Annotated in this window: 13 protein-coding genes; 6 read left to right on the forward strand and 7 right to left on the reverse strand. The window is 68.6% G+C overall.

The features are described from left to right. Nucleotides 1-14 precede the first annotated feature (14 nt). Together purM and purN are read left to right on the forward strand one after the other, a co-directional pair. A complete protein-coding gene (gene purM / locus AC3WLD_RS00225; RefSeq protein ID WP_492554897.1) occupies nt 15-1,124 on the forward strand; it encodes a phosphoribosylformylglycinamidine cyclo-ligase in 1,110 nt (369 codons plus the stop codon). After that, entirely contained in the window at nt 1,117-2,070 is a 954-nt protein-coding gene (purN, locus tag AC3WLD_RS00230) for a phosphoribosylglycinamide formyltransferase (RefSeq protein WP_492554898.1), read from the forward strand. Before purM ends, purN begins: the two co-directional genes overlap by 8 nt. A 135-nt stretch (nt 2,071-2,205) precedes the next feature. Here purN and AC3WLD_RS00235 read toward each other — a convergent pair whose 3' ends face one another. From AC3WLD_RS00235 to AC3WLD_RS00260, 6 genes are all read right to left on the reverse strand, one after another. Further along, on the reverse strand, nt 2,206-2,445 hold the full coding sequence (locus AC3WLD_RS00235; protein WP_492554899.1) for a hypothetical protein: 240 nt from the start codon (nt 2,443-2,445) through the stop codon (nt 2,206-2,208). Nucleotides 2,446-2,618: 173 nt separating this feature from the next. Next, complete coding sequence (ndk, locus tag AC3WLD_RS00240; protein ID WP_492554900.1) at nt 2,619-3,041, reverse strand: nucleoside-diphosphate kinase; 423 nt, start codon at nt 3,039-3,041, stop codon at nt 2,619-2,621. 89 nt (nt 3,042-3,130) lie between these two features. Continuing rightward, entirely contained in the window at nt 3,131-3,694 is a 564-nt protein-coding gene (locus AC3WLD_RS00245) for an SRPBCC family protein (RefSeq protein WP_492554901.1), read from the reverse strand. Next, nucleotides 3,691-4,122, reverse strand: a complete 432-nt coding sequence (locus tag AC3WLD_RS00250) for a DNA polymerase III subunit chi (protein ID WP_492554902.1) — start codon at nt 4,120-4,122, stop codon at nt 3,691-3,693. Before AC3WLD_RS00250 ends, AC3WLD_RS00245 begins: the two co-directional genes overlap by 4 nt. Continuing rightward, nucleotides 4,123-4,260, reverse strand: coding sequence for a DUF2256 domain-containing protein (locus tag AC3WLD_RS00255; RefSeq protein ID WP_492555320.1), 138 nt, complete (start codon nt 4,258-4,260; stop codon nt 4,123-4,125). It abuts the gene before it with no gap. A gap of 15 nt (nt 4,261-4,275) precedes the next feature. After that, on the reverse strand, nt 4,276-5,733 hold the full coding sequence (locus tag AC3WLD_RS00260) for a leucyl aminopeptidase (protein ID WP_492554903.1): 1,458 nt from the start codon (nt 5,731-5,733) through the stop codon (nt 4,276-4,278). A 99-nt stretch (nt 5,734-5,832) separates the two neighbouring features. On the opposite strand from AC3WLD_RS00260, the gene AC3WLD_RS00265 reads away from it, so the two are divergent. The 4 genes from AC3WLD_RS00265 to rsmA all read left to right on the forward strand — a co-directional run bounded on the left by AC3WLD_RS00265 (nt 5,833) and on the right by rsmA (nt 11,470). Beyond that, a complete protein-coding gene (locus AC3WLD_RS00265; RefSeq protein WP_492554904.1) occupies nt 5,833-8,070 on the forward strand; it encodes an LPS-assembly protein LptD in 2,238 nt (745 codons plus the stop codon). A gap of 160 nt (nt 8,071-8,230) precedes the next feature. After that, nucleotides 8,231-9,607 (forward strand): peptidylprolyl isomerase, encoded by a 1,377-nt coding sequence (locus AC3WLD_RS00270; RefSeq protein WP_492554905.1) that lies wholly within the window; start codon nt 8,231-8,233, stop codon nt 9,605-9,607. A gap of 37 nt (nt 9,608-9,644) precedes the next feature. Next, complete coding sequence (pdxA, locus tag AC3WLD_RS00275) at nt 9,645-10,655, forward strand: 4-hydroxythreonine-4-phosphate dehydrogenase PdxA (RefSeq protein WP_492554906.1); 1,011 nt, start codon at nt 9,645-9,647, stop codon at nt 10,653-10,655. Next, a complete protein-coding gene (gene rsmA, locus AC3WLD_RS00280) occupies nt 10,652-11,470 on the forward strand; it encodes a 16S rRNA (adenine(1518)-N(6)/adenine(1519)-N(6))-dimethyltransferase RsmA (RefSeq protein WP_492554907.1) in 819 nt (272 codons plus the stop codon). Before pdxA ends, rsmA begins: the two co-directional genes overlap by 4 nt. A 3-nt stretch (nt 11,471-11,473) precedes the next feature. On the opposite strand, the gene AC3WLD_RS00285 is transcribed toward rsmA, so the two are convergent. Continuing rightward, complete coding sequence (locus AC3WLD_RS00285; protein WP_492554908.1) at nt 11,474-12,001, reverse strand: PilZ domain-containing protein; 528 nt, start codon at nt 11,999-12,001, stop codon at nt 11,474-11,476. Nucleotides 12,002-12,068 lie beyond the last annotated feature (67 nt).

Here is a 12,068-nt window from a genome sequence, read left to right on the forward strand (position 1 = left end):
TAGGCGGCGCTTCCATGGCATCCGACGACACCGCAAAGCCCGCCAGCTACAGCTATGAACAGGCCGGCGTCTCCATCGCCGCCGGCAACGCGCTGGTGAAAGCCATCGGCCCGCTGGCCAGGTCGACCGCCCGCCCCGGCGCCGATGCAGAGCTCGGCGGCTTCGGCGGGTTCTTCGATCCGCGCGCCGCAGGCTACAAGGATCCGCTGCTGGTCGCGGCGAACGACGGGGTGGGGACCAAGGTCAAGCTCGCGATCGACCACGACCGCCACGACCACATCGGCATCGACCTGGTTGCCATGTGCGTCAACGACCTGATCGTGCAAGGCGCGGAGCCGCTGTTCTTCCTCGACTACTTCGCCACCGGCAAGCTCGTGGGCGGGGTCGCCGAACGCGTCGTCGCCGGAATTGCCGAAGGGTGCAAGCAGGCGGGCTGCGCCCTGATCGGCGGCGAAACGGCCGAAATGCCGGGAATGTACGCGGCCGGCGACTATGACCTCGCCGGCTTCTGCGTTGGCGCGGTCGAGCGCGGCGAGCAGCTGACCGGGGACAAGGTCGCGGACGGCGACGTCCTGCTCGGCCTCGCCAGCTCGGGCGTTCATTCCAACGGCTATTCGCTGGTCCGCCGCCTTGCTGCCGACAAGGGCTGGAAGCTGACCCGCCCGGCGCTGTTCGACCAGGAAACGCTGCTCATCGACGCGCTGATCGAGCCGACCCGGATCTATGTGAAGAGCCTGCTGCCGCTGGTCCGGCAGGGGCGCATCCATGCCCTCGCCCACATCACCGGCGGTGGGCTGCTCGAGAACATCCCGCGCGTCCTGCCCGAGGGCCTGCACGCCACTGTCGACGCCGACGCGTGGGAGCAGCCGCGACTCATGGCGTTCCTCCAGGCCCAGGGCAACATCGAGCCGGAGGAAATGGCGCGGACTTTCAACTGCGGGGTCGGCATGGTTCTGGCTGTTGCGCCGGACGAAGCCGACGCGGTTGCCCGCGATCTCGCCGCGGCGGGCGAAACCGTGTTCCGGATCGGCGCGATCGCGCCGGGTCCGCGCGGCTGCACAGTGAAGGGCAGCGCCGAGGCATGGAGCGCACGCAGCGGGTGGTCGGCGACGCATAATGCCTGAGCGCGCCAAGGTCGCCGTGTTCCTTTCCGGGGCCGGCACCAACATGGCCGCACTGCTCTACGCCAGCCGGGCGGCGGACAGCCCCTACGAGATCGTCCTCGTCCTTTCGAACAATCCCGACGCCGGCGGGCTCAGGCTCGCCGCGGCAGAGGGCATCGCCACCTTCGCCCTGCCGCACAAGGGCATTCCCCGCGCCGAGCACGACGCCGCGATGGAGGCCGAGGTCATCAAGGCGGGCGCACAGTACATCGCGCTCGCCGGATACATGCGGATCCTGTCGGACGGATTCGTGGCCCGCTGGGAGGGGCGGATGGTCAACATCCATCCCTCGCTGCTGCCCAGGTATCCGGGCCTCCACACCCACCAGCGCGCACTCGATTCGGGCGACAGCCACGGCGGCTGCACCGTCCACCTTGTCACCAGCGACCTCGACGAGGGGCCGATGCTCGGCCAGACGGCGGTGGCGATCATGCCCGGCGACACGGCGGAAACGCTCGCCACACGGGTGCTGATTGCCGAGCACCAGCTCTACCCGCGCTGCCTCGCCCAGCTGGTCAGCCGCGAATCCGATCCGGAATGGCTGCTCGGCAAGTGCCGCGAACTCGCGCTCGCCCTGCCCGAAACCGAGGAACGGCCGAGCCACGGCTCGCCCGGCTGGCGGGTCGGCGGCAAGTATTTCGCGCACTTCAACGACCAGCACCACGGCACGGAGCACATCGCCCTGCTGGTCAAGACCAGCGGGCCCGACGAACTCGACGGCCTCGTCGAGACCGCGCCCGATACCTACTTCCGCCCCGCCTATTACGGCGCGGCCGGCTGGGTCGGGCTGATCCTCAACCGGCCCGGGGTCGACTGGGAGTCGGTGGCCGAGTGGCTGGCGCGCTCATGGCGCAGCGTGGCGCCGAAGAAGCTGACCGCGCTGATGGACGCGGCGGACGCGTTCTAGATTCCATTGACACTGCATTGATGGACGTCGTCATTGCGAGCGCAGCGACGCAATCCAGAGCGCCGGTGCGAGAAGCTGGATTGCCGCGGGGCTTTGCCCCTCGCAATGACGATCTAACGCAAATATCGTCCCGTTCTAGATTTCGCTTTCCTGCACCAGCGGCCGGCTTTCGCGGGTGCCGCGATAGCGTTCGCCGGGATTGTTCTCGTCGGGCTGGATCACGACGTAATCGTCACCGACTTCGCACAGCGTGCCGACGAAGGGAAAGCCCTCGAGGCTGCCGTTGACCCGGTAGCTGACGACGTCGCCGACCTTGAAAGTCTTTTCGTCGAAGTTGAATTCGAACGGGCAGGACCCGTCACCCATGCCGATCATCGCGCGTCTCCTCTTCGTGGCGAGATAGCGCGGGCAGCCGGAAGTTCAATTGAAAGGTTCGATGCCCCGAAACGCGAAGTCCCCGCAGAAGCGGGGACCTCCATCCGCCGAGCGGACCGTCAGGAGGCACTTGAGTCCCCGCCCGCACGGGGGGACGCAAGTGCGCAACTGGATCAGCCGACGATTTCTTCCGGCTTGAAGAAATAGGCGATTTCGATGGCGGCGTTCTCGTCCGAGTCCGAACCGTGGACCGAGTTTTCGCCGATCGACAGGGCGTGGGTCTTGCGGATGGTGCCCTCGGCGGCGTCGGCCGGGTTGGTCGCGCCCATCACGTCGCGGTTGCGGGCAACGGCATCTTCGCCTTCGAGCACCTGAACGACGACCGGCTCGCTCATCATGAACTCGACCAGCTCGCCGAAGAACGGGCGTTCCTTGTGGACGGCATAGAAGCCCTCGGCCTGCTCCTTGGTCATGTGGATGCGCTTCGACGCGACGACGCGCAGGCCGGCTTCCTCGAGCATCTTGGTGACCGCGCCGGTCAGGTTGCGGCGGGTGGCGTCGGGCTTGATGATCGAGAAGGTGCGGGTAACCGCCATGACGAGTTCCTTGCGATTTTACGGGGTTCTGGTTGCGCGCGCCCCTAGCGGGGTTCGTGCTGCACTGCAAGGCGTGGGGTGCTGGCGAGTCAGTCCGGCTTCAGCAGACGCTGGCGCAGCGCGTCGAGGGTATAGGCGTTGCCGGTCTCGAACAGGGCATAGATCGAGTCCCAGTCCCCGCCTTCGCCGTAGCCCGAATTGGTGATCGTTATCCGCGACCGGCCCGCTCCGACCGGATCGATCTGGATCGCCGTCACGGTCTCTCCATACAGCTTCTGGCCTGGAAAGTTCGGCGGGGCCTGGATATTGCGCAGCACGATCAGCCGATCAGGCACCAGCACCTCGATCCGGTTGACGATGTTCGCCGGATCGCCGGCCTTCGCCTGCGGATTGTAGCTCGTTTCCATTGCTCCGCCGGTGCGAAAATCGACCCAGGCATTCGCGGTGGCCCAACTCGCGAATGCCTCCCCGGTCGAGAACATCGCATAGACCCGCGGCGGCGAGGCAGGCAGCTCGAGCGAAAGCTGAAGGACGCGCCGCCCGTCCGCTTCGCGATACGAGGTGTTGGCAACGCCGGGAAAGTCCTGCCAGCCGCGGGCGTGGACCGGCGCGGCCAGAACGAGCGCGATGGCGAGAACGATCTTCCGGATCACGGCCCTTCCTTCCACTTGCCGCCCTCCTGCTTCCAGTAGCGCAGTTCCACGCTGCCGCGCCCCTTGAGCATCCGCCAGCAGCCGCGCGCGTCATCGATGCGGTCGGGGCCGAACAGCAGGAAGGCGCGGGAAAACCCGCCGTCGCGCCACACCCCGTCGGCGAGCGCCACGAAGCTCGCGCCGTTGGCCGGCTCCATCGTGTCCGACAGCAGGATCGGCTGGCGCGCGTCGTGCTCGCCCCCGGCGCGGCCGTTGGCGAGAAAGGTTTCGGGCAGGCGCGTCCACAGCCCCTCACCGATCCGGGCGAGCTGCGCCTCGTCGGCCGAGACGACCAGCAGCCGCTCGCCGGCGGAGAGCGTGTTGCGCGCGATCAGCGGCAGCACGGCTTCGGCCGGGTCCCGGGTCAGCTGGTAGAAATCGACGCGCATTCAGGCCCCCTTCGCGCGGCGGCAGCGGTCGGAACAATAGCGCACGTTGTCCCAGTCGCGCTCCCATTTCTTGCGCCAGGTGAACGGCAGACCGCAGGCGGCGCAGGTCTTCGACGGGAGGTCGGACTTGCGCCGCATCTTCGGCACGGGTGCTTACCCCTCCAGCACGTCGCGCACGTAGCGGTCGAGCAGGCGCACGCCGAACCCGGTGGCGCCCTTGTCGTGCGTTGCCCCGGGCTTGTCGACCCACACGGTGCCGGCAATGTCGAGGTGCGCCCAGGCCACGCCCTTGTCGATGTAGCGCTGGAGGAACTGCGCGGCGGTGATCGAGCCGCCATAGCGCGGTCCCACGTTCTTCATGTCGGCGATCGGCGAATCGATCAGCTTGTCGTAGGCCGGGCCGAGCGGCATCCGCCACAGCTTGTCGCCGCTCGCCTTGCCCGCCGCGTCGAGGTTGGCGGCGAGGCCGTCGTCGTTGCTGAACATGCCCGCCTGCTCGTGGCCGAGCGAGATGATCATCGCGCCGGTCAGGGTGGCGAGGTCGACGATGGTGGCGGGATTGTATTCCTTCTGCACCCAGGTGAGCGCGTCGCACAGCACCAGCCGCCCTTCGGCGTCGGTGTTGATGACCTCGACGGTCTGGCCCGACATCGAGGTGACGACGTCGCCGGGGCGCTGGGCGTTGCCGTCGGGCATGTTTTCGACCAGGCCGCAGACGCCGATCACGTCCGCCTTGGCCTTGCGCTTGGCGAGGGCGAGCATGGCCCCGGCGACCGCGCCGGCGCCGCCCATGTCCCACTTCATGTCTTCCATGCCGGCGGCCGGCTTGATCGAGATGCCGCCGGTGTCGAAGGTCACGCCCTTGCCGACGAACGCGGTCGGCCTGGCAGCTTCGGCGCCCTTCCAGCGCAGCGCGAGGATGCGGGGGTCGCGGACCGAACCCTGCGCCACGCCAAGCAGCGCGCCCATGCCGAGCGCCGCCATCTGCGCCTTGTCGAGCACGACGATGTCGATGCCGGTCCCGGCAAAGCGGTCCTGGCAACGCTTCACGAAGCTTTCGGGATAAATGACGTTGGCCGGTTCGGTGACCAGTTCGCGGGTGAACTCGACGCCTTCGGCAACCGCGCTCTCCATGGCCCATGCGTCCTGCGTGCCATCCGGCGCGGCGACGGCGGCGATGGTGGCGAGGCTCTTTTTCTGCTCGTCCTTGAGCCGGGTGCGGTAGGTGTCGTGCCGCCAGCCGCGCAGCCGCGCGCCGAGGAGGACGGCAGCGGCTTCGGCGGCGGAAAGGCCCGCGTCGCCGAAATCGATCGCGAGTTCGGTTTCGCCCGAGGTCAGGTACTTGGCCACCAGCGCGCCACCGGCGCGTTCCAGCGAGGCGAGCCGGTCGGCCCCGCCGGGCTCGCCGATCCCGGCCAGCGCAAGGCGCCGCACCGCGCCGTTATCCTCGACGAACGCCTCGTGAACCTGGCCCGCCTTGCCGCTGAACCGCGCTGCGCTCGCGCCCTCGCGCACCAGCGCGGAGAGGTCCGCGGGCATGCGCCCGTCGGCGACGAGGCGGGCGACGAGGCGAGGGCGGGGGGCATTGGCGTCACGGAAAACGACGTTCATTCAAGGCTCCTGTCGGAAAGGGGCCACAGCCCGGCGGGGATCGCACAGGCGGTGAATTGCGGGTTTGCAGTTAGGCTTCGCCGGTGCGATAGGCAAGGGATGCAACCCCTGCCGCGGCGGCTGCCGCAAGCCTTCCCCCGATGCTTGCGCTGCGCATCGCTGTCGCTCGCCGCCCTGCTTGCCGGGACGGCGCTCACCTCTCCTGCCTTCGCCCAGGATGCCGCTCCCGCCGAATCGCGGGAGCAGGAGCAGATCCGCTTCGAGGCCGACAAGGTCGAGTACAACTCCGACGCCGATACCGTCACCGCCACCGGCAACGTCGTGCTGCGGCGCGAGGAGCAGTCGGTCCGCGCCGCCACGGTCACCTGGAACCGCACGTCGGGCGAGATCGTCGCTGCCGGCAACATCCGCCTCGTCGATGAAAACGGCAACACCGTATACACCGACCGGATCGAGCTGACCGACGAGCTCAAGGCCGGGATGATGGAGAACCTCCTCATCGTCCTGCGCGAGGGCGGACGGCTTGCCGCGGACAAGGGCGTGCGCGGCGAAGACGGCGGGATCGTCCTCACCAACGCCGCCTATACCGCCTGCGCTGTCGAGAATACCGCGGGATGCCCGAAGAATCCCAGCTGGCGAATCACCGCGGCGCGGGTCGTCTACGATCCGGTCAAGCGCAAGGTCAGCTACAAGGGTGCGCTGTTCCACCTGTTCGGCATCCCGATCCTGCCGCTGCCAGGGCTGGGCCACACCAGCGACTTCCGCGCCGAAAGCGGGCTGCTGATCCCCGACTTCCGCCTGTCCGCCTCCAACGGGGTGGAGGTGAGCGACACCTATTACCTGCGTCTCGGCAACAACCGCGACCTTTCGCTGACCGGCTATGTCTATACCCAGGCGCTGCCGATGGTCTCGGCCAAGTACCGCCAGCTGACCCAGGACGGCGCGCTGCAGGTGACCGGCTATGCCACCCGCTCCTCGCGCATTCCGCTGGGCAGCGGCATCCGCACCGATGACTTCCGCGGCTACCTCGAAACCAATGGCCGCTACCAGTTCAGCCCGAACTGGAGCCTGACCTTCTCCGGCCGGGTGGCAAGCGACCGCACCTTCCTGCGCCGCTACGACATCAGCCGCGACGACCGCCTGCGCTCGACCGTGAACCTCGAACGGATCACGCCGGACAGCTACCTGAGCATCGCCGGCTGGGCGACGCAGACGCTGCGGCTGGGCGACCGGCAGGGACTGGTCCCGATCGCGCTGCCGGTGATCGATTACCGCCACCGCTTCGACGTGCTGGACGGCAAGCTGGAACTGCAGGGCAACAGCCTCGCCATCACCCGGACCAGCGGACAGGACACCCAGCGGGCCTTCGCCAAGGCGCAATGGGACCTGCGGCGAATCACCCCGTGGGGGCAGGAGGTCACGCTCACCGCCCTCGCCCGGGGCGACGCCTACCACTCGGCGGAGAACGCTTCGACCCTGACCGCGGTCTATCGCGGCAATCCGGGGTGGGAGTACCGCGGCATCGCCACGGCGGCGCTCGACGTGAAATGGCCGCTGGTCGGCGAGTTTCTCGGCGGGACGCAGGTGTTCACGCCGCGGGTGCAGGTCGTCGCCTCGCCCGAGGTCAAGAACCTCGAGGTGCCGAACGAGGACGCCCGCGCAGTCGACCTGGAAGACAGCAACCTCTTCGCGCTCAACCGATTCCCCGGTTACGACCGGATCGAGGACGGGGTGCGCTTCACGTACGGGTTCGACTGGCGGGTCAACGGCCCCGGCTTCCGCTTCTCGACGACGGTCGGCCAGTCCTATCGCCTGACCAACCAGGCGACGCTGCTGCCCGACGGCACAGGGCTCACCAATCGCACGTCGGACGTGGTCGGGCGGAGCGAGCTGCGCTTCAGCGACATCGTCAAGCTGACCCACCGATTCCGGCTCGACAAGGATTCGTTCGCGTTCCGCCGCAACGAGTTCGACGTCACGGTGGGCGACCACAAGACCTATGCCGAAATCGGCTACCTGAGGCTCGACCGCAACATCTCGACCAGCTTCGAGGACCTGCGCGACCGCGAGGAACTGCGCGTCTCGGGCCGTGTCGCGTTCGCCAACTACTGGTCGGTGTTCGGCTCGGCGGTGGTCAACCTGACCGACAAGAACGAAGACCCGCTGTTCCAGTCGGACGGGTTCCAGATGCTCCGCCACCGGCTCGGCTTCGCCTATACCGACGAGTGCCTCGACCTCGCCTTTACCTGGCGGCGCGACTACGTGGCGACCGGCGACGCGCAGAAGGGCAACACCTTCCAGATCAGCTTCTCGCTGCGGGGGATCGGCTTCCGCTAGGACCGGGGCGGGGACAGGATCCGTCTGCACGCTTTGCACGGGCGGCGAATCCCGCTATCCGCCTTTCCAAACTCAGCATTGGTTAAGCCGCCGGACGCGAGAGGGGCGGACTGACCGGGCCCTGGCGGCCTGCTTCGATGGACAGGATTTCCCGATTGCCATGATGATTGCCAACCGTATTTCCCGTGCGATCGGCCGCAGCGCCATTGTCCTTGCCACCACCGCGATGACCGTTTCCGGGATTGCCCCGCTGGCGGTCGCGCAGGATGCGGCCGCACCTGCAGGAGGGGCCAACGACCCGCTCAACATTCCGACCAACCCGGTGATGTTCGGCAAGAGCGACCCCAACAACCGCCGTGCCACCGCCGTCGTCAACGGTGAGATCATCACCGGCACCGACATCGAGCAGCGCCTCGCGCTGATCACCGCGGCGAGCGAGAACAAGCTCTCGCCCGAAGAGACCGACCGGCTGCGGATGCAGGTGCTGCGCAACCTGATCGACGAGACGCTGCAGATCCAGGAGGCCAAGGCTTCCGATATCGAGGTGAGCGACGACGAGGTCCAGGCGACTTACGACCGCGTCGCCCAGCAGAACTTCGGGCAGAGCACCGAACAGCTCGCCCGCTACCTCGCGTCGATCGGTTCGTCGCCCAACTCGCTGAAGCGCCAGATCAAGGGCGAGCTGGCGTGGCAGCGCCTGCTGCGCCGCAACGTCCAGCCGTTCATCAACGTCTCCGAGGAAGAAGTGAAGGAGACGATGGAGCGGCTGCAGGCGGCCAAGGGCACCGAGGAATACCGCATCGGCGAAATCTTCCTCGCCGCGAACGAGGACACCAAGCCGCAGGTCTTCGCCAACGCGCAGAAGATCGTCGAGCAGATCAAGCAGGGCGGCAGCTTCGTCGGCTATGCGCGCCAGTATTCCGAAGCCTCGACAGCCGCGGTCGGCGGCGACCTCGGCTGGATCCGGCTCGCCCAGCTTCCGCAGGAACTGGGAGCGGCCGCCGCCGGCCTCCAGCCCGGTCAGCTCGTCGGCCCGGTCGAGATCCGTGGCGGCTTCTCGATCCTCCTGCTGATCGACAAGCGCCAGGTTCTCACTGCCGATCCGCGCGATGCGCTGCTCAGCCTCAAGCAGATCTCAATCGCCTTCCCGCCGGGAACGACCAGCGATCAGGCCGGCGCGCAGGCCCAGAAGTTTGCCGCGGCGGTCAGCCAGATGCGCGGCTGCGGCGATGCGGAAAGCGGCGCGGCGGCCATCGGCGCGACCGTGGTCGCCAACGACCAGATCAGGGTCCGCGACCTGCCGGAACCGCTCCAGCAGTCGCTGCTCTCGCTGCAGATCGGCCAGTCGACCCAGCCGTTCGGCTCGATCGACGACGGTGTGCGCGTGCTCATGCTGTGCGGGCGCGACGACCCGAAGGTCGACAGCGGGCCGAGCTTCGAGGACCTGATGGCGCAGATGGAGGACGAACGCGTCAACAAGCGCGCCCAGACCTACCTCCGCGACCTCCGCCGCGACGCGGTGATCGAGTACAACTGACATTGGCCGCAACACCGGTATGGGGTAGCAGGTGACCGTGCCTGCTCCCCTCCCCCTGTGCGCCAGCCTCGGTGATCCCGCCGGGGTCGGGCCCGAACTGCTCGCAGCTGCGTGGGCCATGCGCGAGCAGGCCGGGATCGCCCCGTTCTTCGTCGCGGGGAGTGCGCAGGTCCTGCGCGAGGCCGCTGCGGCGCGCGGGATCGACGTGCCCGTCAAGGTCATCGGCTCCCCGGACGAGGCGCTCGCCCATTTCGCCGAGGCGCTGCCGGTGCTCGACATCGGCGAGACGGCGTATCGCCCCGGAGAGCCCGACGACGCGGGCGCCGCGCTCGCCCTGCGCAGCCTCGAAACCGCGGCGGGGCTGGTTCGCGGCGGCGCGGCCTCGGCGCTGGTCACCGCGCCCGTATCGAAGGCTGCACTGGCCCGCGTCGGCTTCAGCCATCCGGGCCAGACCGAACTGCTCGCACAGGCCTGCGGGATCAGCGAACGCAACGCGGTGATGATGCTTGCCGGCCCGAGCCTGCGCGTCATCCCGATCACCGTCCACGTCGCGCTGGCCGAGGTGCCCGGCCTGCTCACCAGCGAGCTGATCCGCAACCGCGCCGCCATTGCCGCCGCCGCGCTCGCCCGCGACTTCGGCATCGCCAGGCCGCGCCTCGCGGTCGCCGGGCTCAACCCGCATGCCGGTGAAGGCGGCCAGTTCGGCGACGAGGAAGCGCGGATCATTGCGCCGGCGGTCGCGGCGCTGCGGGGCGAGGGCATCCACGCGGTCGGCCCGCTTCCGCCTGACGGCATGTTCCACGCCGAAGCCCGCGCGGCCTATGACCTCGCCATCTGCATGTACCACGACCAGGCGCTGATCCCGCTGAAGGCGCTCGACTTCGACAACGGGGTCAACGTCACGCTGGGCCTGCCGCTGATCCGCACCTCGCCCGATCACGGGACGGCGTTTTCGCTCGCCGGCAAGGGTCTGGCGCGGCCCGGCGCGACCATCGCCGCGCTGCGCATGGCGGCGGAATGCGCGGCGTTTCGGGGGGTGGGCCTGTGACGAACCCCGAACTCCCCCCCTTGCGCGAGGTCGTCCAGCGCCACGGGCTGACCGCGTCGAAGGCGCTCGGCCAGAACTTCCTGTTCGACGAGCAACTGCTCGACCGCATCGCCCGGATCCCCGGCAAGCTGGCCGGCGCGCAGGTGCTCGAGGTCGGCCCCGGCCCCGGCGGCCTCACCCGGGCGCTGCTGCGTGCGGGCGCGCACGTCACCGCGATCGAGATGGACCGCCGCTGCTACCCGGCGCTCGCCGAACTGGGCGAGGCCTTCCCCGGCCAGCTTACTGTCATCGAGGGCGACGCGATGAAGGTCGCGCACGGGATCGAGGGGCCGTTCCACGTCGTCGCCAACCTGCCCTACAACGTCGGCACGGCGCTGTTCACCGGTTGGCTGTCAGGTCAGGACTGGCCGCCGCAGTGGGCCTCGCTGACGCTGATGTTCCAGCTCGAGGTGGCGGAGCGGATCGTCGCCGCGCCGGGCAGCGACGCCTATGGCCGGCTCGCCGTGCTGGCGCAGTGGCGCTCGGCCCCGCGCATCGCGGTCAAGGTCCACCGCAGCGCCTTCACCCCGCCCCCCAAGGTGATGAGCGCGGTTCTCCATGTCGTCCCCGGCGAAATGCCGCAGGGTGTCTCCGCACGGATGCTGGAGCGGGTGACAGAGGCCGCATTCGGCCAGCGCCGCAAGATGCTGCGCCAGAGCCTCAAAGGGCTGCCCGGCGCGCTCGCGGCGCTGGAAACGCTGGGGATCGATCCGGCCCGGCGGGCCGAAACGCTGAGCGTGGATGAGTTCGTGGCGATCGCCCGGACCCTGTCCTGACCCTTACTGGTCGTCGTCCTCTTCGGCGTAACTGTCGCCGGCGGGCATTTCCATCGTGCTCCCCGCCGTCCCGACCGCATGGTGGAGCGCCACCCCGACCAGATCGGCCAGCAGCATCGCCGCGACCGCGCCCGCAACCAGTGCGAAGGCGAAACGCGAGGCCTTGCTGACCTCGTCGGCGTCGAACAGCGCCGCGCGCGCCGCCGCGGGCAAGGCCAGCCGCCGGGTGTTGTCGCGGATGACGATGGGGCCATCATAGCCGGCGATGAACGCGGCATGGTTGATGCGGTCCCTGAATTTCAGCCCGAACCGCCGCCCCTTGGACCATTCGACATGGCCGACGAGGTGATGCCCCTGCGCCACCACCTCGACGAAGGCGCCGTGTCCCGGCGGATCGAGCATCGTCAGCAGCATCCCCCGCGATGAGATGTCGAGGATGCAGGAATCGCGCGCACCCGAGCGGTCCTCGCGCAGCTCGGCGCGGATCAGCACCTTGGTCCGTTCCTCGATTCGCTGCCGCTGCTGGTGCATGCCCCGCCCCGGTTGCCCCCGATGCGGGATGCTAAGCGAAAGTCCTTAACGAAATATCCGATCCGGA

This window comes from Novosphingobium sp. FW305-C-111, assembly GCF_058783565.1.